We start from the raw sequence: 18,758 nt of genomic DNA on the forward strand, positions 1-18,758 counted from the left end.
TTAGACGAACGTCACCGAACTCCGGTTCCGTCGTCCGGTTTCAGCGTTCGGTCTCCGCGTTCGGTCTCCGCGTTCGGTCTCCGCGTTCGGTCTCCGCGTTCGGTCTCAGCCGAGGAGGGTCTGGACGGAGCCGCCGGACTCCGTGAGCTTGGTGCCGAGCCCGTTGAGCGCCTCCCCGACCGTCGCGAGAATCCCGGACAGGTCCTGCAGGTTCCCGGCCAGGCTCTCGATCTCCGTCGCGACCGCGCCCACCTGACCGCTGCCGTCGTTCAGCTTCTTCGCCGCCGCGTCCCCGATCCCCGGGATCTTGTCCAGCTCACCCGCGAGCCCCGACAACATCCCCGCCGCGTCGTGCAGCCGGTCCTTGGCCGTGTTCATCGTCCCCGCACTCCCGCTCAGCGCCTTCCGCGCCCCACCTTCCCCGTCCTCCCCGACAAGCGCCCCCGCCGCCTTCGCCGCCTGCTCCCCGGCCTCCGCCAGCCCCGCCCCGATCGTCTTCAGCAACTCCGGCAACTTCCCGATGAACCCCACCGCGTCGTCCGGCAACCCACGCACCAGATTCAGCACCTTCTGGAAGTCGTCCGAGTTCTCCATCACGAACCCGACCGCCTTCTTCACGTCCCCCAGATCCCGCCCACCGAACAACTCCTCAAGTCCCATGCGCGGATCGTAGAACCCCCTCCCGGAGCCCGATTGGCAAACATCCGCCCCCTCCATGTATCGTTACTCGACGTTGTCCGGCGCTCGTAGCTCAACGGATAGAGCATCTGACTACGGATCAGAAGGTTGGGGGTTCGAATCCCTCCGAGCGCGCAGCAGAAACCCCAGGTCACCAGGTGGATGACCTGGGGTTTCGCCGTTTCCTGGCCGCCCACCTGGTCAGCAGCCAGCGTGGGACCTTAGGAGGTCGACCACTTCCGCGGTGGGCCGGACGTCACCGAAGGTGCGGTAGACGGTCCCGCGCCTCAATCGTCCACTGGTGCAGCTTGGGAACCACGGTCTCCGTCATGCGAAGCACCCTGCTAGCCCACCGACATTGGCTGCGGCAGAACCCGCGGCTCCCGGATCGGGACGGACAGCGATGAACATCCGACCGGACCGAGGGACGTCGCCAGGCGCGGCTTGGTCAGCTCTTGGCGGCGTGGAGGTCGGCTGCTGCCTGGACTCTGGCGACGTACGCCTGCCACTTGTCCGGGTCGCCGAAGTCGCCGTAGTCCGAGCCTGCTCGCCCGTCGACCAGCTCCCGGACGACGTCGATGTGCCCGCCGTGGCGGCACTCCTCACCGAGCACGATCACGATCATGTCCCCGAGAGTCGTCGACCTGTGGGCCTCGTCCCAGTGCGGCACCTCGCCCGGTGCGTCCAGATCGAGCATCTGGATGGTCTGGTCGGCCTGCTCGCACGCTTCGTCGTACCAGGTCAGAATCGCCGCGCTCGATTCCGTCGACCGTACCCACATGTCGCCGTTGTGCCAGAGTTCTTCTTCCCAGTCGTCCGGCAATGGCGGTGGGGCAAGGGGACGACCGAAGGTCTCGCAGAGGTACGCATGCTCGATGCCGCCGAGATGCCGGAGAATCCCCAGCAGGTTGCTTCCCGTAGGTGTCAACGGTCGGCGCAGGTCGTACTCCGACAGTCCTTCGAGCTTGCGGAGATTGGTCTCTCTCGCTCCGCGCAGGGAATCGTGCAGCCGCGACTTCAGATCCATAGCCGAAGCCAAACACAATGCACCGACAGTGCTTGCGACGGCAGGATGGAATGCTGGTGCGATGTTCGGCTCTTGAAAGGTGCTTATGTCCAACGCGCCAGTTGTTCGCCCGAGGATCGTTTGTTTGTGCGGCTCGCTCCGGTTCAGCGAGGAGTTCGCGGCCGAGCGCATACGCTTGACGCTCGAGCTGGCGATCGTCCTGGGTCCGGAGGCTACCGACGTACCTGGGCTGGATCCTTTACTCGTGGAGGTCCTGGGCGAGTTGCACCTTCGCAGGATCGATCTCGCGGACGAGGTACGAATCGTGAACCCCGGCGGGTACATCGGCGAGACCACCCGCCGCGAGATCGCCTACGCCACAGCGTCCGGCAAGCCCATCACGTACTTCCAGTCGCCCGGTAAGAGCGCCCTCTAGCGCGTCTGGCTTAAGGTCGGGCCGTGGGATTCCAGTGGAATGCGGTGTGCATCGATTGTGCGCCCGGCGACTACGACGCCGAGGTCGCCTTCTATCGCGACTTGCTCGGCGCGGAGGTCGCCGAGCGTGAGCCGCGGTGGGCAGCATTGCAGGACCCTCGCAGCGGAATGTGGCTCAACATCCAGGCCAACGACTGGTACGTCGCCCCGGTATGGCCGGAGGAGGTGCCCGCGCAGACGAAGATGATGCACTTCGAGATCCGCGTGGACGACGTACAAACAGCGGTCACCAGCGCACTGTCGTACGGCGCTCGCGAGGCACGCCAACAGCCAACCGACCGAGACCCGAACAGACTAAGAGTGATGCTGGACCCCGCAGGCCATCCCTTCTGCCTCTGGAGCTGACCTTGCACTCGCCCGCCAATGACCTCGACTTCGTCAGGCAGGTCGTTGCCCGTCTGGAGTCGGCCGGCATCCGGACGTGGCTGTTCGGCGGGTGGGCGTCAGAGTTGCTCGGCCTGAGCCTGCCGAGACCGCACAACGACATCGACCTGCTGTACCCGGCCGACACCTTCGAAGCCGTCGACACATTCCTGGCGACCGGCCGCGTGGACGAGCTCGCCGCGAAGCGATTCCCCCACAAACGCGGTTTCGAAACCGACGGAATCATGGTCGAACTCTTCCTGGTGCAACCCTCGGAATCCGGTCCGTTCACTGACTTCTGGGGCGACATCCGCTACGAGTGGCCTTCCAACGTGTTCGACGTACAGGCAGGCGGCCTCCGCATCGCCAGCGCCCTCTCACTCCTCGCCTACCGAGCCGCATGGGACGACCTCCAGCCAACAGTGGACGGCAAACGGGCGACCTCCCAGGAATGGCTCGACCACCAGACGTACGCCGGACCAGCCGCGCTCAGCCGGCAACGAGGCGAATGACGGCCTCCCGCAACGGGGAACCGGAGCGGTCCTGCCACGATCCGGAGGAAACGAGCGCGGTTCCGTCGTCGGCGAAGGTGTACTCGCGGGCGGTGTCGGACCACTCGCGGCGGCGGATCGGTCGGCGTACCAACTGATCCAACCAGTCGGCGACGCCAACGACCTGCTCCGAGACCGGACCGTTGAACGTACGCGAAGGAACCCGTACGTCGTCGCGCTGCAGGTCGAACAGCTGGCTGTGGAGACTGCCGACCGTCGTCTCCGTGCCGTTGTAGTACGCCCCGACCGTCAGCAGCACCGAGTTGCCCGCACTCAGGTCCACCCACGCCAGGCACCGCCCGTCGGCCGCCCCGACTTCCATGCCGTCGTACCAATCGTCAGGCGCCATCGACGGAACCCACCCGCACCCCGCCACCCGATCCCGAACCAACTCGACGAACTCGGCTTCATCCCCCGTGAGCGGTGATACGGCGTTGCGCGACATGGGCAACAGAGTGAAAGGTTCGAGCCGAGCCCGCAAGTCGTCGATGTGGTTGTTAGGTAGCCTCTCGCGGGTGAGTGATGGGGCGCGGGATCGGGTTGTGGCGTTTGTTGTGGACTTTCGGGGGTGTTGGGAGCGGGCGGGGAAGGCTCCGGACGAGCGGGGGTTGGCTGCCGGGCAGGTGGATGTGTGGTTGGGGGAGCTTGCTCGGTTGGTTGACGTGCACTTTGTGCCTGGAGCGGTGACGGGGGCGGAGGGGGTGCTGTCCGGGGAGCCGGCGCATGATCCGGTGAGCGAGTCCGTCACCGAGGTTGTCGAGCAGGGTGAGCGGGCGACCGTGCGTACGGTGATGGACGGCGAAGGTCTACCCAGGTACTTCGAATACCGGCTGGAGCGTCGCGAGGGCGAGTGGCGGATCGGGCAGATCCTGTCGTTCCTCGACCCGCCCGGTACGCCGCTGGTCGACGCGGCCGAGGCCGAACGGCTGCTCGCGGCGCCGCGGTTCGACGTACCCCTCGGGGAGATCGCGGCCGACCTCGAGTTGGACATCCCGAGCCTGTTCGAGGCGGGCCGTGTGGTCGCCCCGTTCGACACGCCCGAGGCCCTCGTCGTACATCAGCTCGGTGACATCACCTGCGCATCCGGGGTCCTGACCGTCCGCGACTTCGGCTACCTGGACTTCGACCTCGAACCGCTCGCCCGGCGGATCCCGCCCGGCACCTACCCGGTCGAGGTCGCGACCGTCGCCGGGACGAACATCGCGCTGCGCCTCCGGCTCTCCGACCTCGCGGCCGTGACCTGGCATCCGGCTGCCCGTACGAACGGCTCGCACATCGTCGGCGTCGACTACGGCAACGTGGCATTCCTCGACCTCGCGAACCTCGTCCGCTGCGACGCGCAGTACGCCGATGAGCTGTTCCTCCGGCAGTCCGAGGCGGCGAACCCAGGTACGACGTTCAGCCTGCTCGGCGAGGTGATCGACGGGGCGATGGTCACCAGCGGGTACGGCGATGGCGGGTATCCGTGCTACTGGGCTGTCGCCGCCGACGGCAGCCTGGCCGCTCTGGTGGTCGACTTCCTCGTGCTTACCGAGGACCGGCAGGTGACCGTCACGGCGCCGTGGCGGCCCGGGGTGGTCGAGGTCGCCGGCCACGACGTCGAGATCGTCGAGCACGACGGCGGCTACACGGTGCAGCACCGCCGCGGACGCATCCGCAAGCTCCGGGCTCTCGGCCCGGACGGCGCCGTGCTCATGGACGGCGACAGCCTCGGTCTCTCCGTCATCGGCGACCTCCACAGCCAAACCTGGCCGACCCCCACACCAGCACCAGCCGGCTCCCTCCTCGAACTCACCGTCGACGCCGGCTACCGCCACATCTGACGTACATACTGAGGTGTGACTGACAGGCAGCCGCGGCGGCGATTGGGCCTTGGCGCCGACCAGGTCGAGGTGCTCATCGGGCTGGTGCCGATCGGTGTGCTGCTCGTCGTCACCACGGATGTGAGCACGCGGCGGTCAGGTAGCGGAGGGGGATTTGGGCGCGGGCGCGGAGTTCGGTGGGGTCGGCGTACGGGATGAGGCGTAGCCACGAGACCAGGCGGTGTACGGCGGTGAGAGGCTCCGTGGCGGCGAGGTCTTGGTGGAGTACGGCGGGGTCGGCGGCGAGGTGGTTGTGCCAAACCGTCAGGTAGGTGGTGACGAGGTCGGCGCGGTCTTCGGGGGAGAGCGGCGCGCGGGTCCACTCGGCGACCGAGTCGAGGAAGCCGTGCAGGGTGACGAACGGGTGCGCCCAGAGGGTGTTGCCGAAGTCGAAGAAGCGTGGACGGAGTACGCCGGTGGACCGGTCCGCGAAGATGTTCGCCGGGTAGACGTCGTTCACCTCCAGGTCCAGCGGTACGAGATCGCTGATGCACGCCCGGTCCAGGACGTCAGCCGCCCGTTCGGCGCGTTCGTGCAGCTCCCGGGAGATCCGCAGTGGATGTGCCGACGGCAGCGCGGCCCACTCGCGCGCCACCGCGCGTACCCGATCGCCGGCCGCGGTCGGCGCGAGCTCGATCACCCCGGGAGGCGCCTCGACGCGCCCGTGCAGAGCGCACTGCATTCGCGCCAGGGCGTCCACGACGGTACGCCGCGTCGCCTGGTCCGCGACGTCCTCGCGGGTGAGCGTCGCGCCCTGATCGTCCGTGAGCATCCAGCCGCGTTCACGATCCACCGCGACCGGCACGACGACGTACTCCGGCGCAACCTCCGCCATCGCCGCCACCAACCCGGCCTCGAACCGATGCCCCGGATTGTTCTCCTTGAACCACACGAGCCCGTCACCGGTCGGATAACACCGCACCACCGACCAGAACCGCGCCCGATACGTCACCGCCGGCCCGACAACCCGCCGCCCACCCTCACCCAGCCGCCGCCCGACCCACGCATCAACCTCCCGCTCCCACTCCACCGACCCCCACCACCGAACCCGCTGCCCATCCCCATCCGGCCCCAACCCTCGCGCCTCCGGCACCCGCGATAACATCCCGCGACCGTAGTGCCCGCGATCAGCTTCGTTCGCGAGGCGCCGGCCCGTCTCGACGTACGGCGGGCGCTCGAGTGGTCGGTACGGCGGGACGCACACCGGGCTGATGATTCGCCAGCAGACGTTCGGCGCGGACTGTCAGCAGGTGGAGCTCCCGGTCGATGTCGTTCCCGTCGAGGATGAACTCGAGTGCGTTGTCGTCGGTGTAGTAGCGGCGGACCAATTGCCCCAGGTCGGACGCTGATGCGTTCTCCAGGTGCAGGCGCTTGGCGAGTACGACGATGTCGGCGGCGTCCTTACGGCGTTGGGCGACCAGTTTGGTGGCCAGCAGGAACTCGTCGCTGGCGTAGGTGATGTGCAGGCCGGGTCTGTCGCTGTGGCGCAGCGATCCTTCGGGGAGCGGAGGCATCCACGGACCGGCGTGCGTGTTGAGCCAGTCCTCGGGAAGCTTGCGGTCCGCCGCTATCCCCCGAGCTTCTTCGAGTACGGCGTCGTCGCGGGTGATGGCGTCGATGTCCTCGGTACGACGCGGGCTGTCGTCCGACGTGACCGCGATCGCCGCACCACCGACGACGAAGACCGATTAGGCGCTCACCAGGTCACGGGCTGGGACGAAGATGTTGAGTTGGGCGAGGTGGTCCGGGGTTCGGGCGACGATCTCGTCGGGTTCGAGGAAGGGGTGCTCGGGGATCCAGGGCTCTGGGAGGGCTTGGATCTTGGTCCAGTCGGGTGGTTCCTCACCAGCCGCACGGAACTCTTCCGCGGTCAGCGCAGCCAGCAACGCGTCGAAGCCCGGCTCGCCTGTGGTCCCGGGAGCTGCCTCCCACGCGGCCTCGGACCCGTCGCGTCGGCGCAGCAGCAGGCGCAAGTGATCGCGCCCTTGGAGCAGCATCCGCCAGGCCCAGTCCTCGTCGCCCGCCTCCCGGATCGCCGTCGCGGTCGCGGGCGCAGTCATGATCCGATACTCACGTGCCGCCTGCAGCGCATGGGCGATCCGTTGCGCCCGCAGGAAGAACTGCGCCGTCGGTTTGGTCTTGCCGGACCGGTAGGTGGAGAGACGAGAGGCCGACGTGCCGAGGGCAGTGGCGAACGCCGCCTGCGACAGGCCGCTCTCGGCGAGCGCGCTGTCGAGCAGTTCGGTGACCGCCTTGCTGTCCTTGTCCATCTCCTCGCACTCCTGAGCGCTGTTATCTGATTAGATAATATCGCTGACATGGTCAGCGACGCCAGCTGAAGCGGCAGGGGTTTGCGAGGGGCGCTTGGAGGGCGGGGTCAGTCGAGGCAGAAGTCGTTGCCTTCGATGTCGTTCATCCAGATGCAGGACTCGTTGACGGCGTCGGCGCGCTGGAGCAGGATCTCGGTTGCGCCGAGTGCCATCAGGCGGTCCCGTTCGGCCATCAGGGTCGCGAGCCGCTCGTCTCCGACCAGGCCGGTGCCGACGCGTACGTCGAGGTGCAGGCGGTTCTTCACGACCTTGCCCTCCGGTACGCGCTGGAAGAACAGCCGCGGGCCCTCGCCGTTCGGGTCGGTGCAGGCGAACCAGCTTCCCGCCTCCTCCGGCGGCAGCGTGGCGTTGTAGTCGTCCCACGACGTGAACCCGTCCGGCGGTTCAGGTGCGACGTACCCGAGCACCTCGCACCAGAAGCGCGCGACCCGCTCGGGGTCCGCGCAGTCGAAGGTGATCTGGACCTTCCGTACCGTTGTCACCGGACCACGGTAAAGGTGCCGTCGGCACCGGGTCCACCGTAAATCCGTACCGCCGCGGCGACCGGCGCGCCATCATGACCGGATGGACGTCGAGGAAGAGCTGACCGGCGGGAACGTCGCGGACCGGGTCGTCCGGATCGGGGCGACCGTGCGGAAGCCGGCGCTCGCGCACACGGCCGGCGTGGAGGCGGTTCTCGAACACCTCGACGGTACGGCGTTCGCGCCGCGGACGCTGGGGCGGGACGACCAGGGGCGGCACGTGCTCGAGTACATCCCGGGCACGCTGGCGGACACGATGCCGCCGTTCTCCCTCGACGAGCTGGGCCGCCTCGGTCGGTTGATCCGTGAGCTCCACGAGGCGATGGCGACGTTCGACCCGCCGGCCGACGCGGCCTGGCATCCCGCGGTACCGGATCCGGCCGGTGGCGACCTGATCCTGCACGGCGACCTCGCCCCATGGAACCTGGTCTGCAGCGACGACCGCTGGGCGTTCATCGACTGGGACAACGCCGGCCCTTCGACGCGGCTGTGGGATCTCGCCTACGCCGCGCAGACGCTCGTACCGCTGCTGCCGACCGGCGACGTCACGGTCGACGCCCCGCGGTTGCGCGCGTTCGTCGACGGCTACGGGCTCGACCACGAGGAACGGCTGGCGTTCCCGGCGCAGCTAGCGGCGCGTACGCGCGGTTCGTACGACCTGCTCGTCCGCGGCCACGAGACCGGCGAGGAGCCGTGGGCGACGCACTACGCGACCGGCCACGGCGACTTCTGGGGACCCGCCGCGGAGTACTCCGCACGGCACCACGACGAGTGGATCGAAGCATTGATCCACTAATACCAGTGGTTTACTCAACGGACCAATGGTATGACTGGTCCTGCCGTAGGGTCGGCATCAGGAACTCACTTGCAAAGGAGCCTGATGAGCACCCTGGAACCCACCAGCGACCGGAAGGCCGACGGCAGCGCCAGCGATGCGGACTACGGCCGGATCGGCGACGGCTACACGTCGTACCGGCAACCCGAACCGGAGTTCGAGGCCGCGATCCGCGCCGCGCTCGGACCCGCCCGGACCGTCCTGAACCTCGGCGCCGGCGCCGGTTCGTACGAGCCGCGCGACCTCGACGTGACCGCGGTCGAGCCGTCCGCGAAGATGCGCGCCCAGCGCCCCGCGGACCGGGTCGCGGCGATCGACGGGACCGCGGAGAGCCTCCCGTTCGACGACGACACGTTCGACGCCGCGATGGCGACGTTCACCGTGCACCAGTGGTCCGACCTGAACGCCGGGCTGGCCGAGGTACGCCGGGTGACGCGCGGCCCGGTCGTCGTACTGACGTGTGACCCGACCGCGCTGCGGAAGTTCTGGCTGCACGAGTACGCGCCCGAGGCGATCGACACCGAGGCCCGGCGGTACCCAGCCGTCGACGCGATCCTGGCCGGCCTCGGCGGCGGTACCGCGATGTCGTTGCCGATCCCGCTGCGGTGCGTCGACGGGTTCGGCGAGGCGTACTACGGGCGGCCCGAGCGGCTGCTCGACCCGGGCGCGCGGACGGCGAACTCGGCGTGGAGTTTCGTCGCGCCCGAGGTCCACGAGCGGTTCGAGACGACGCTCGGCAACGACCTGTCCAGCGGGGCGTGGGACGCGAAGTACGGCGCGCTTCGGACCCAGGAGCACTTCGACGGCTCGCTGGTGCTGATCGTTTCGCCGGGCTGACCTGCCCGGCCGCGACAATGGGCCGTCATGGCCAAGATACTGAGCGGGATCCTCGCCGTGGGCGCGGTCGTGATGGCGATCGTTGCCCTCGGCATCGGCGTGCACTGGCCGCACCGGATCGACGGGCCAGGTGCGTTGTCGGCCGCGTTCGGCGCGTTCAGCACCTGGCTCGTGGTCTATCTGCTCGCGGCGGTGCTCGTGGTGGTCGACGCGGTCCGGCTGTCGCGGCGCCGCGACCTCGACGGGCTGCGGCGGTCGGCGAACCTGGTGAAGCTGTTCGCCGTTCCGTTCTTCGTACTGAACTTCGTCGCGTTCGCCGAGTCCGTCCTGGTCGCCGGCGCCCGCGAGGGCGACCACCTCGGCATCGACGGGTTCGTGCTGACGCTGGTCGTGGTCGTCCTCACGTACGTCGTGCTGCTGCCGACGTCGGCGTACGGCGTCGCGATCCTGGTACTGCTCCGCAAGGACGAGCGGATCGGGCGGATCTTCTTCGGCGTGAACGTGGTGCTGCATGTCCTGTTCGTGGTGGATGTGCTCAGCTCGATCGTGGTCGTCGAGGTCGCCCGATCCGTCCTCGGCCATCGCCCGACGGCGCGGCTACGGAACCTGCTGCCCGCCGTACTCGCCGCCGGCTCGGCGGTCGCGGTGGTCTGGCTGGTCCTTGTCGCGATCTTCGTGACGCTGCACTACGACGAGTACCCGGACCTGCCGAGGGACTTCCTGACGAGCTGCATCTGGTGGCTCGGGTACGGCGTGTTCGCGGAGTTCGTGCTGCTCGTCGTGGTGCCGGTCGTACCGCTGGTCGCGTTCCGTACGGCGGTGCGCCTCTTCCTGCAGGGCGACACCGACACCCTCGCCCGAACCGCGCGGACCGTGAAGCTCGTGATGATCCCGCTCTTCATCCAGAACTTCGTCCTGTGCGCCGCCGTCGTCTACGCGGTGACGATCCTCCCGATCGCACTGGTCGGCGGCCGAATCGGCCCAAGCACGGGCACCGCCGCGGCCTTCGTCGGCGCGTTCACGCTGACCGCGCTGATCCCCACGGTCATCGGCACCTACCTGATGCTTCTCCCGACCTCGATCTACCCGCTCACCTACCTCGCCCTACGCCTCCGCCAACGCACCATCACCCCCAAGTCCTTCCTCCTCCACACCCTCCTTCAGTTCCTTTTCGTCACCGACCTCATCAGCACTTTCGTCCTCACCCAACGTCCTCACGCCAACGCCCAAGCGAGCGAACCAGCTTGAGATACGCGCGGGCAGCGGCGAGGCCGGGGTGGTCTTCCGGCCGACGTTGGCCTCAGCTTGGAGGGCCGGAGATCCACGAGAGGACTGGTCATCGGGGCAGGAATACCTCATCGGTGGGGTGGGTGTCGGGGAGGGTGAAGGGGTGTATGGCGCAGTGGGCGATGTTGGGGCTGCCGGTGAAGGCTTCGATGACGACGCTGTGGCAGACGGCTATCAGGGGTGCTGGGTGGCGGCGGAGGGCGTCGAGAGCTCGGCGGCGGACGGAGCCGTGGGGCTCCCACGTGCGGGTCTCGCCTGGGGGCCACGTGCCGTTGTGGCGCGCGCAGTCATCGATGGCGGCCAAGGCTTGAGTGGATCGCCAGGTGAGGGTGTTGTCGGGGAGCCACTCGCGGAGGTCGACGTCGACGGCGGTGAGGGGGAGGTGGGTCTCGGCGGCGATCAAGGCGGCGGTTTGGAGGGCGCGCGTCATCGGTGACGCGATGATGCGTTCGGCGCCGCAGTCTCGGAGGCGGCGGCCGGCCTCCTTCGCCTGCTGGACGCCGCGCGCGGACAGCGGTGCGAAGTCGCGCGCCGGTCCCCACCAGCCTTCGGCATCCAGTTGGGTGCCGTCGGCCTCGCCGTGTCGGACCAGGAGGATCATTACTCCTCCCCGGAGTAGCGTTCCCAGGCTGACTGTCGGCTGATGCCGAGGGCTTCGCCGATTCGGGCCCAGGTGACCGAGCGCGAGCGCAGCCGCAGTACGCGGTCCTGTACGGCGGCCTCGACCTGGCCGCGGGAGGCGTCCAGGCGGGCCATGTCGGCCAGTAGTTCCTCGTCGGTCTTTCCGTCCAACGGCGGGAACGACGGCAGCGGCTGGTCGCTCATCACGCGTTCGCACAGGTCGACGCATTCGTTGCAGATGAACACGCCCGGGCCGGCGATCAGGTGCTGTACGTCGTCCCGGACCTTTCCGCAGAACGAGCATCGCAAGACGTTGTCGGGCATCTCGGCCTCCTCGGAGTCTGTCAGGTAGCGCCTGACACGGTTGTGTCAGGGTATGCCTGACAACTCGCGAAGGTCAACGGTGTGCGATGACATAAGCCCGCCGCGTCGTCTCCCCCTCGCCAGGCTCGCGAATCGTCGTCGACCAGGTACGGAAGCCGGCCGCGTGCAGCAGCTCCACGATCTCGTCCGGCTGTTGCCGGTACCACTCCAACGAGATCGGTGTGCCGTACAACTCGGTCCGCCGACTGCTCTCGCTGCCGACCTGGAACGCCAGCATCAGCACCCCGCCCGGCGCGAGCACCCGATGGAACCCGGCGAACACCTGCCCCCGCAGCTCCCACGGGGTGTGGATGATCGAGTAGAACGCGAGCACGCCGCCGAGCTCCCCGTCAGGCAGGTCGAGCGCCAGCAGCGAGCCCTCCTCGAACCGCAGGTCCGGATACGTACGCCGCGCCAGCGCGACCATCCCCGGCGACAGGTCGACCCCGAACGCGTCCAGCCCGAGCCGCGCCAGCATCGTCGTCACTCGTCCCGACCCGCACCCCACGTCCGCCACCGATCTGTTGCCGGAGGCAAGTATCAGTTCAGCGAACGCGCCCAGCAGCCCGCGCTCCAGCGGCAGGTCGTCCAGCCCCGCGCTGACCACGTCCGCATGCCGCTCCGCCAGTACGTCGTACGACTCTCGCGTCGCCGTCAGATCCACCATGACGCGCGAGCGTAGACCGCCCTACCGACAGAAACCGTGCAGAATCCCAACCATGCCGACGTACGTGCGCTACCAAAGCCCCGTCCCCGACCGCCGCGGCCGCCGGATCGGCATCTTCGGCCTCGTCAACATGCTCGCGTACCGGGGCTACCTGACCACGGACGAGGAACGGTTCCGGCGTACGACGAACGACTGGTACGACGCGGCGTACCCGAAGCCGTCCGGCGTCTACGAGGCCAACCCGCTCGCGGCCTCCTGGTTCAAGACCACGGCGACCCACCTCCTGGAGCCCATCCCGGGCTACCTGGGGATCCTCGCCGCGCACAACCTCCCGTGCGAGCGTTACACCTCCGCGGCCCCCGGTCGGGTCGTCTACGAGGACGACCACCAGCTCGTCGTGATCCCACCGCCCGACGACACCGAACCGACCACGATCATGTGGCTCCGGCCGAGGGCGGAGTGATGGCCCTCATCTACGTGACCGGCTCGTCCGGCGTGGGGAAGACCGCGGTCGGTGACGAGCTGCGGCGGCGGGGGTACGTCGTGTACGACGCCGACCGGGATCGGCTGGCTCGGTGGTTCGACGCCAGGGGTGCCGAGGTGGCGATGCCGGCCGAGCGGGACGACGCCTGGTTCGCAGACCATACCTACCGCCTTCCGCCCGAGACGCTCCGGGATCTCGCCCACGAGGACGCCCTGACGTTCGTCTGCGGGACGGTCGGGAACGACGACGAGATCTGGGACCTCTTCGACACCGTGATCAGCCTGAGCCTCGACGTGGAGACGCTCGCCCGGCGACTCACAGCACGCGGCGGATTCGGATCGAGCGCGGCAGAGCTACACCGCGTCCTCGGCTGGCACGAAGACGCTGACAACGCGAGGTACGGCGCCCTGCTGGTCGATGCGAGTGGCGCCGTACGCGAGGTCGCTGATCGCCTCCTCGGCGTATTGGATGGCCGCATGACCTGGGAAGAGTCCGACCTGCCGCGCGGGATCGTCGCCCTGCTCGCCGAGCCGCACACCTTGACCGAACTGGCCGAGGCGCTCGACGTGACCGACGCGCGCGTGCTCTGGTACCTGGAGAGGCTCCGCGACACCGGTCGCGTGGTCGAGGACGCCGGCCGCTGGCGCCGTACGGCGGCTGGTGCCGCCCTCGCCGCAAGTCCCGCCCCGGAGCCCAGGAACCGGTCGGCGATCCCGGGCGCGAGCGCGCAGGACTACGTGCAGGCGTACGCCGACGCGGCCGCCGGGATGTACGCCGCCGGCTTCGTCCAGGACAGCGGGGAACACGCCGGACGGGTCCCTGGCGAGCGGGTCGTGGAATTCCACGAGCGGCTGCTCAGCCTGGTCAACGAGTACTTCGCACCGGACAAGATCGACCGCGCCGCGAGCCCCAAGTACGGCTTCCGCTGGGTGCTCACGCCGGTCGATCTGCACCCGTTGGACGACTGACCGGGATGAAGTGACGCGGTGGATCACTTACCGTAATGCTTATGGCGTTTGCGGCGAAGGGGAGTAAGGGCGAGTCGTTCCTTACGGTGGTCGTGGGTGGCGGGGCGGCGTTCGGGCTGATCGTGCTCACATCGCGGGCGTGGAAGACGTGTCACATCGACATCGCCGGGAAGCTTCCGAACGGGCTGACGCTGCTGTTTCTCGGGGTGCCGATCGCGTTGATCGTCAACCTGGTGCTGTTCACGATCGTCTTCCGGTACGCCGGGAAGGCGTTCCTGTTCTCGCTGTTCGCCGCCTGTGTCGCGCTCGCGATCGCCGACCTCGCCCTGTTCTCCTGGCAGGGCACCCCAGCCGGCTCCCCCGGCACTTGCCCGGGCAACGTCCCGCCATGGTGGCCGAAGATGCTCCCAACCTGACCCGGCGGTCCACGCCTCGCGGTACGCGTCCTCCAACGGCGGTCGATCTGGATGCCGGGACCATAATCGACCCATGAGCTGGCCGGCCTGTAAATATCGCGTGGGGATCTCGGGCTGGCGCTACCCGCCGTGGCGTAAGACGTACTACCCGGACGGGCTCCCGCAGCGCGCCGAGCTCGAGTACGCGTCCGCCCGGCTGAACTCGATCGAGCTCAATGGCTCGTTCTACGCGTTGCAGCGCCCCGAGTCGTACCAGCGCTGGTACGACGAGACGCCCGACGGGTTCGTGTTCGCCGTCAAGGGACCGCGGTTCGTCACGCACCTCAAACGGCTCGCCGACGTGGACGCGCCGCTGGCGAACTTCTTCGCGTCCGGGGTTCTTGCGCTGGGCAACAAACTCGGCCCGGTGCTGTGGCAGCTCCCGCCCAACTTCCAGTACGACGCGGCCCGCTGCGCGGACTTCTTCGCACAGTTGCCACGCACAACGGCCGCCGCCGCCCAGGTCGCGAAAGGGCATGACGAGCGGATGGAAGGGCGGTCGCTGCTCGAAGCCCGCGTGGAGCAGCCGCTCCGGTACGCGATCGAAGTACGGCATGAGAGCTTCAAGACCGAAGGCTTCGTCGAGCTGGCCCGCGAGCACGACATCGCGGTGGTCTGCGCGGACACGGCCGGCAAGTGGCCGATGTTCGACGACGTCACGGCAGACTTCGCGTACGCCCGGTTGCACGGCGCGGAGGAGCTGTACGTGAGCGGATACGACGACGAGTCGCTCGACCGCTGGGCGCGCAAGGTCCGCTCCTGGAAGCGCGACACCTACGTGTACTTCGACAACGACGCCAAGGTGCACGCGCCGTACGACGCCGAACGCCTGGCCCAGCGCCTGGGGATCAGTTCGGCCGCCGCCGAAGTGTGACGGGCTTAGCGTCGGCGGCATGACACAGAACCCGGGAGAACTCGTCGCCGAAGCGGTCCAGCGGTCGCTGAAATTGGTCGTCACCTGGCCGGCATGGGACGGCGTACCACGGACGTCCGACGACGACCGCACGTTCACGCCGCACAAGGCGGTCCGCCGGATCGCGGACCATCTGGTCGATCACCTCGCGGAGGTCGAGGCGCTGCTGGCCGGCGTACCGACACAGCCCGACGAGTGGCACGCGAGCGCGCTGACCTCGGCCGCAGACCTCGCGCCGTTCACCGCGGAGGACGTCCGCGAGGCCGAGCAGCGGCTGACCCGGCTCGGGCGCACGTTCGTTCTCCGGTACGCCGCCCTCGACCCGGCCGAGTGGGACAAGGACCGCACCCCGAACTGGACGCTGCGCGAGATCGCCGAACACCTCACCGAACTCGACTGGTACGCCGAACAGGTCGGCGACCTCTCCTAGAACAACCGCACGCCGACCGGTTCCTCCAGGTCCAGGAGGAACTGCTTGCGCTTCAATCCGCCGGCGTACCCGGTGAGCGATCCGTTCTTCCCGATCACGCGGTGGCACGGGACCACGATCGACACCGGGTTCTGCCCGACGGCCTTCCCGACCGCCTGCGCGGCGTGTGCGGGCTCACCGAGCCGCGCGGCGATCTCGCCGTACGTCGTGGTCTCGCCGTACGGGATCTCCGCGAGCACCGCCCACACCCGGCGCTGGAACGCGTCGCCGTCCATCCGGACCGGCAGGTCGAAGGCGACCCGCGATCCGGCGAAGTACGCCTCCAACTGCTCGACCACGAGCGCGATGAGCGGGTCGGTCGACTCGACCCGCTCACCCAGCGTCTCCGCCGACGGCTTCACCCAGTGATGCGGAAAGTAGACACCGACCAGCGCCTCCTCCGACACCACCACCGCGAGCTCCCCGATCCGCGTGCTGACCACCGCATGCCTGTTCATACAAATAGAACGCGCCAGCACCCGGATCTGTGAGGACTAGGAGCTGATCCGCTCCCGGGTCCGCCGGCGGAAGTCACGGCCGATCTGCGTTGCCTCGACATGGTGCAGGTCGGCGATCGCGAGCGCCGGCAAGCCGTCCGCCGGTGCCTGCGTCACCCACTCGCCGCGCGGGTCGACCACGCCGGACGCGAGTCCGCTGTCCGGGTTCGCGGGGACCGCGAAGCTGATCCAGCTGGTGTTGTTCACCGCGCACCCACGCGCCTGCACCGCCACGTGCTCGTGGTGCGCCACGCGGTGCGTCGCGTACGAGACGAGCACCCCGTCGGCGCCGAGCTCGTCGTACTCGACGAACAGCTCGGGGAACAGCACGTCCAGGCCGAGCGCGAGCCCGAATCGGAACCCGTCGACGTCGAACGTCACCGGCTGCTTGCCCGCCGCGTACATCCAGTTCACCTTGGTGGTCGACAGTGTCCGCTCGTCGTACCGGGCGACGACCTTTCCCTGGTCGGACACCACGTACATGCTGTTGTACGGGCGACCCTCCGGCTGCTGATGGATGGACGGGATCACGACCCAGATCCCGAGTTCACCCGCGAGTACGTTGAGCTGGTCGAGTTCGGACTGCAGCACCGCCCACTGTGCCTTGGTCCAGTCCGAGGGGCCGACCTCGTCCGGGCCGAGCGACGACATCACGCTCTTGCTCGGGAAGCACAGCGCGCCTTCGGTGAAGTGCACGAGGCGGGCGCCTGCCGCAGCCGCCTGCCTGATGAAGTCACGGAGTTCGGCGCCGCCCGCGCGGAGTTCGTCGGCGTTCGTCGGATCGTGGCGCATCGTCGACTGGACGACGGCGAACCGTAGTGTGGATTGTTCCGGCATGTCTGGTTCCCCTGGTGGAGTTGGACGGAAGTGCCGGAGGGCAGTCGTGTAGGACTCGCCGGTTTTGGCGGCGCGGGCTCGGACCCGTTGTTTGAAGTTCCTGTGCGCTGTCATCTGGCCTTCCACGCACTCGCACGCGATCCCCCAGCGATCCGTCCGAGGCGGGTGACCAGGACGTGCGGCCCGAGACAGGAAGTCCCTTTGCCTTCTCGCTGTGACCGGGCTGGGGCCGGTCGACGAAGGTGAGGCGCGGGCCGCGCCGGAACCACATCCTACTGAAGGCCCGGCCGGAGTCAATCAACGACGCAGTACGTCGTCCGCCGCGTCCATCGCCACGCCGACGAGCTCGGGGCTGAGGTCGACGACGGTGTTCCCGTCGGCGTCGAGCTTCCCGCTCTCGGTGATCGAGAGCCCGATCAGCGCGAGCGCGCCGGCGCGGTGCCGTTGCAGGCGGGCGTAGGGCTCCTCGGCCGGGTCCGCGGCGGTCGTGTCGTCGTGTTCCCAGGCGGCGACGGCCCGTTCGGCGAGTGCGGCGGGTACGGTCACGCGGATCGCGGGCAGCCCGGCCGCGCGGAACGTCGTACCGATCAGACCGAGCACTCGTGCGTCATTCGCATACACGTTCTGGATCGTAGGGCTCGTGGGCGGCATAAAGTCGGACCTGGACGCGGTTGTTTCCGGAGTACGCGCAGACGACGTTGGGAGCAGAGGGTGAGCATTCGGGTCGGGTACAAGGCCTCGGCGGAGCAGTTCGGGCCGCGGGACCTGGTGGAGTACTCCGTGCGGGCCGAGCAGCTGGGACTCGACAGCGTGACCGTGTCGGACCACTTCCTGCCGTGGCGGCACGAGGGCGGGCACGCGCCGTTCGCGCTCGCCTGGCTCGCGGCGGTCGGGGAGCGTACCGAGCGGGTGCAGCTGGGTACGTCGGTGCTGACGCCGACGTTCCGGTACAACCCGGCGGTGATCGCGCAGGCGTTCGCGACGCTCGGGATGCTGTACCCGGGGCGCGTGATGCTCGGGGTGGGTACGGGCGAGGCGCTGAACGAGATCGCCGTGTCGGGGATGGAGTGGCCCGAGTTCAAGGAGCGGTTCGCCCGGCTGCGGGAGTCCGTGCAGCTGATCCGCGACCTGTGGACGAAGGACGGTGTCAGCTCCGAGGGGCCGTACTACAAGACCGTCGACGCGTTCATCTACGACCGCCCCGAGACCCCGCTGAAGGTGTACGTCGCGGCGGGCGGGCCGCTGGTCGCGAAGTACGCCGGGCGCGCCGGTGACGGGTTCATCGCGACGTCCGGCAAGGGCATGGAGCTGTACACGGACAGGCTGATCCCGGCGGTGAAGGAAGGTGCCGAGAAGGCGGGCAAGAAGTTCGAGGACCTGGACCGGATGCTCGAGGTCAAGGTGTCGTACGACCGGGACCCGGCGGCCGCGCTGGAGAACACCCGGTTCTGGGCGCCGCTGTCGCTGACACCGGAGCAGAAGCACAGCGTGACCAGTGCGACCGAGATGGAGCGGCTCGCCGACGAGTTGCCGATCGAGCAGGTCGCGAAGCGCTGGATCGTGGCGTCGGACCCGGAGGAGGTCGTGAAGCAGTTCCAGCCGTACGCCGACGCCGGCTTCAACCACTTCGTCGTCCACGGTCCGGGGAACGATCAGGAGCGGTTCCTGACCCAGTTCACCGAAGACGTCCTTCCGTTGTTGCGCAAGCTTGGCTGACAA

26 protein-coding genes and 1 tRNA gene are annotated in these 18,758 nt (G+C 68.4%); 14 read left to right on the plus strand and 13 right to left on the minus strand.

What is annotated here, in order from left to right; all coding sequences use genetic code 11:
• Positions 1 to 105: 105 nt before the first annotated feature.
• Positions 106 to 660: a hypothetical protein gene (locus tag ACFV9C_RS03200; RefSeq protein WP_380190415.1), complete on the minus strand. Its 555-nt coding sequence runs from the start codon at positions 658 to 660 to the stop codon at positions 106 to 108.
• Positions 661 to 740: 80 nt separating this feature from the next.
• Here ACFV9C_RS03200 and ACFV9C_RS03205 point away from each other — a divergent pair.
• Positions 741 to 813 (plus strand) — tRNA-Arg (locus ACFV9C_RS03205).
• A gap of 313 nt (positions 814 to 1,126) precedes the next feature.
• On the opposite strand, the gene ACFV9C_RS03210 is transcribed toward ACFV9C_RS03205, so the two are convergent.
• Entirely contained in the window at positions 1,127 to 1,705 is a 579-nt protein-coding gene (locus ACFV9C_RS03210) for a DinB family protein (protein WP_380190416.1), read from the minus strand.
• Positions 1,706 to 1,829: 124 nt separating this feature from the next.
• Between ACFV9C_RS03210 and ACFV9C_RS03215 the strand changes: the two genes are divergently transcribed.
• From ACFV9C_RS03215 to ACFV9C_RS03225, 3 genes are read left to right on the plus strand one after another with little or no spacing between them, the layout of a single operon-like run.
• Positions 1,830 to 2,120 carry a hypothetical protein gene (locus tag ACFV9C_RS03215; RefSeq protein ID WP_380190417.1) on the plus strand — a complete coding sequence of 97 codons (291 nt, stop codon included), beginning with the start codon at positions 1,830 to 1,832 and terminating at the stop codon, positions 2,118 to 2,120.
• Positions 2,121 to 2,143: 23 nt separating this feature from the next.
• On the plus strand, positions 2,144 to 2,524 hold the full coding sequence (locus ACFV9C_RS03220; RefSeq protein ID WP_380190418.1) for a VOC family protein: 381 nt from the start codon (positions 2,144 to 2,146) through the stop codon (positions 2,522 to 2,524).
• Positions 2,525 to 2,526: 2 nt separating this feature from the next.
• Complete coding sequence (locus tag ACFV9C_RS03225) at positions 2,527 to 3,054, plus strand: nucleotidyltransferase domain-containing protein (protein WP_380190419.1); 528 nt, start codon at positions 2,527 to 2,529, stop codon at positions 3,052 to 3,054.
• Here ACFV9C_RS03225 and ACFV9C_RS03230 read toward each other — a convergent pair.
• Entirely contained in the window at positions 3,032 to 3,442 is a 411-nt protein-coding gene (locus ACFV9C_RS03230) for a hypothetical protein (protein ID WP_380190420.1), read from the minus strand. The genes ACFV9C_RS03225 and ACFV9C_RS03230 overlap by 23 nt on opposite strands.
• Before the next feature lie 334 nt (positions 3,443 to 3,776).
• Here ACFV9C_RS03230 and ACFV9C_RS03235 point away from each other — a divergent pair, with 334 nt between their 5' ends.
• A complete protein-coding gene (locus ACFV9C_RS03235) occupies positions 3,777 to 4,916 on the plus strand; it encodes a DUF4241 domain-containing protein (RefSeq protein ID WP_380190421.1) in 1,140 nt (379 codons plus the stop codon).
• 109 nt (positions 4,917 to 5,025) lie between these two features.
• On the opposite strand, the gene ACFV9C_RS03240 is transcribed toward ACFV9C_RS03235, so the two are convergent.
• The 4 genes from ACFV9C_RS03240 to ACFV9C_RS03255 form a co-directional block, all read right to left on the minus strand.
• Complete coding sequence (locus ACFV9C_RS03240; RefSeq protein ID WP_380190422.1) at positions 5,026 to 5,985, minus strand: hypothetical protein; 960 nt, start codon at positions 5,983 to 5,985, stop codon at positions 5,026 to 5,028.
• A gap of 97 nt (positions 5,986 to 6,082) precedes the next feature.
• Positions 6,083 to 6,469, minus strand: coding sequence for a hypothetical protein (locus ACFV9C_RS03245; protein WP_380190423.1), 387 nt, complete (start codon positions 6,467 to 6,469; stop codon positions 6,083 to 6,085).
• A gap of 174 nt (positions 6,470 to 6,643) precedes the next feature.
• Positions 6,644 to 7,225 (minus strand): helix-turn-helix domain-containing protein, encoded by a 582-nt coding sequence (locus ACFV9C_RS03250; protein ID WP_380190424.1) that lies wholly within the window; start codon positions 7,223 to 7,225, stop codon positions 6,644 to 6,646.
• Positions 7,226 to 7,332: 107 nt separating this feature from the next.
• Entirely contained in the window at positions 7,333 to 7,767 is a 435-nt protein-coding gene (locus ACFV9C_RS03255) for a VOC family protein (protein WP_380190425.1), read from the minus strand.
• 82 nt (positions 7,768 to 7,849) lie between these two features.
• Here ACFV9C_RS03255 and ACFV9C_RS03260 point away from each other — a divergent pair, with 82 nt between their 5' ends.
• The 3 genes from ACFV9C_RS03260 (at position 7,850) to ACFV9C_RS03270 (ending at position 10,726) form a co-directional block, all read left to right on the plus strand.
• Entirely contained in the window at positions 7,850 to 8,602 is a 753-nt protein-coding gene (locus ACFV9C_RS03260; RefSeq protein WP_380190426.1) for a phosphotransferase enzyme family protein, read from the plus strand.
• A gap of 84 nt (positions 8,603 to 8,686) precedes the next feature.
• Positions 8,687 to 9,478 (plus strand): class I SAM-dependent methyltransferase, encoded by a 792-nt coding sequence (locus tag ACFV9C_RS03265; protein ID WP_380190427.1) that lies wholly within the window; start codon positions 8,687 to 8,689, stop codon positions 9,476 to 9,478.
• 27 nt (positions 9,479 to 9,505) lie between these two features.
• The gene (locus tag ACFV9C_RS03270; RefSeq protein ID WP_380190428.1) at positions 9,506 to 10,726 is read left to right on the plus strand and encodes a hypothetical protein; all 1,221 of its coding nucleotides are present in this window, start codon (positions 9,506 to 9,508) and stop codon (positions 10,724 to 10,726) included.
• A gap of 88 nt (positions 10,727 to 10,814) precedes the next feature.
• On the opposite strand, the gene ACFV9C_RS03275 is transcribed toward ACFV9C_RS03270, so the two are convergent.
• The 3 genes from ACFV9C_RS03275 to ACFV9C_RS03285 all read right to left on the minus strand — a co-directional run bounded on the left by ACFV9C_RS03275 (position 10,815) and on the right by ACFV9C_RS03285 (position 12,416).
• A complete protein-coding gene (locus ACFV9C_RS03275) occupies positions 10,815 to 11,366 on the minus strand; it encodes a histidine phosphatase family protein (RefSeq protein ID WP_380190429.1) in 552 nt (183 codons plus the stop codon).
• Complete coding sequence (locus tag ACFV9C_RS03280) at positions 11,366 to 11,710, minus strand: ClpX C4-type zinc finger protein (protein WP_380190430.1); 345 nt, start codon at positions 11,708 to 11,710, stop codon at positions 11,366 to 11,368. Before ACFV9C_RS03280 ends, ACFV9C_RS03275 begins: the two co-directional genes overlap by 1 nt.
• A 73-nt stretch (positions 11,711 to 11,783) precedes the next feature.
• Positions 11,784 to 12,416: a class I SAM-dependent methyltransferase gene (locus ACFV9C_RS03285; RefSeq protein ID WP_380190431.1), complete on the minus strand. Its 633-nt coding sequence runs from the start codon at positions 12,414 to 12,416 to the stop codon at positions 11,784 to 11,786.
• Positions 12,417 to 12,468: 52 nt separating this feature from the next.
• Between ACFV9C_RS03285 and ACFV9C_RS03290 the strand changes: the two genes are divergently transcribed.
• From ACFV9C_RS03290 to ACFV9C_RS03310, 5 genes are all read left to right on the plus strand, one after another.
• The gene (locus ACFV9C_RS03290) at positions 12,469 to 12,879 is read left to right on the plus strand and encodes a hypothetical protein (protein WP_380190432.1); all 411 of its coding nucleotides are present in this window, start codon (positions 12,469 to 12,471) and stop codon (positions 12,877 to 12,879) included.
• The gene (locus ACFV9C_RS03295) at positions 12,879 to 13,868 is read left to right on the plus strand and encodes an AAA family ATPase (RefSeq protein WP_380190433.1); all 990 of its coding nucleotides are present in this window, start codon (positions 12,879 to 12,881) and stop codon (positions 13,866 to 13,868) included. The genes ACFV9C_RS03290 and ACFV9C_RS03295 overlap by 1 nt, the downstream gene beginning before the upstream one ends.
• A 41-nt stretch (positions 13,869 to 13,909) precedes the next feature.
• Positions 13,910 to 14,284, plus strand: a complete 375-nt coding sequence (locus tag ACFV9C_RS03300; protein WP_380190434.1) for a hypothetical protein — start codon at positions 13,910 to 13,912, stop codon at positions 14,282 to 14,284.
• A 73-nt stretch (positions 14,285 to 14,357) separates the two neighbouring features.
• A complete protein-coding gene (locus tag ACFV9C_RS03305) occupies positions 14,358 to 15,197 on the plus strand; it encodes a DUF72 domain-containing protein (protein ID WP_380190435.1) in 840 nt (279 codons plus the stop codon).
• A 19-nt stretch (positions 15,198 to 15,216) separates the two neighbouring features.
• Complete coding sequence (locus ACFV9C_RS03310) at positions 15,217 to 15,666, plus strand: hypothetical protein (protein ID WP_380190436.1); 450 nt, start codon at positions 15,217 to 15,219, stop codon at positions 15,664 to 15,666.
• Here ACFV9C_RS03310 and ACFV9C_RS03315 read toward each other — a convergent pair.
• From ACFV9C_RS03315 to ACFV9C_RS03325, 3 genes are all read right to left on the minus strand, one after another.
• Positions 15,663 to 16,163 (minus strand): methylated-DNA--[protein]-cysteine S-methyltransferase, encoded by a 501-nt coding sequence (locus ACFV9C_RS03315; RefSeq protein ID WP_380190437.1) that lies wholly within the window; start codon positions 16,161 to 16,163, stop codon positions 15,663 to 15,665. The two genes, ACFV9C_RS03310 and ACFV9C_RS03315, sit on opposite strands and share 4 nt — an antisense overlap.
• Before the next feature lie 36 nt (positions 16,164 to 16,199).
• A complete protein-coding gene (locus tag ACFV9C_RS03320; RefSeq protein ID WP_380190438.1) occupies positions 16,200 to 17,039 on the minus strand; it encodes a carbon-nitrogen hydrolase family protein in 840 nt (279 codons plus the stop codon).
• A gap of 297 nt (positions 17,040 to 17,336) precedes the next feature.
• Positions 17,337 to 17,660 (minus strand): hypothetical protein, encoded by a 324-nt coding sequence (locus tag ACFV9C_RS03325; protein WP_380190439.1) that lies wholly within the window; start codon positions 17,658 to 17,660, stop codon positions 17,337 to 17,339.
• A gap of 90 nt (positions 17,661 to 17,750) precedes the next feature.
• On the opposite strand from ACFV9C_RS03325, the gene fgd reads away from it, so the two are divergent.
• Positions 17,751 to 18,755: a glucose-6-phosphate dehydrogenase (coenzyme-F420) gene (gene fgd, locus ACFV9C_RS03330; RefSeq protein ID WP_380190440.1), complete on the plus strand. Its 1,005-nt coding sequence runs from the start codon at positions 17,751 to 17,753 to the stop codon at positions 18,753 to 18,755.
• The last annotated feature ends 3 nt before the right edge of the window (positions 18,756 to 18,758 follow it).

The sequence above is a fragment of the Kribbella sp. NPDC059898 genome (assembly GCF_042730855.1).
In the GTDB taxonomy this organism is placed as follows: Bacteria; Actinomycetota; Actinomycetes; order Propionibacteriales; family Kribbellaceae; genus Kribbella.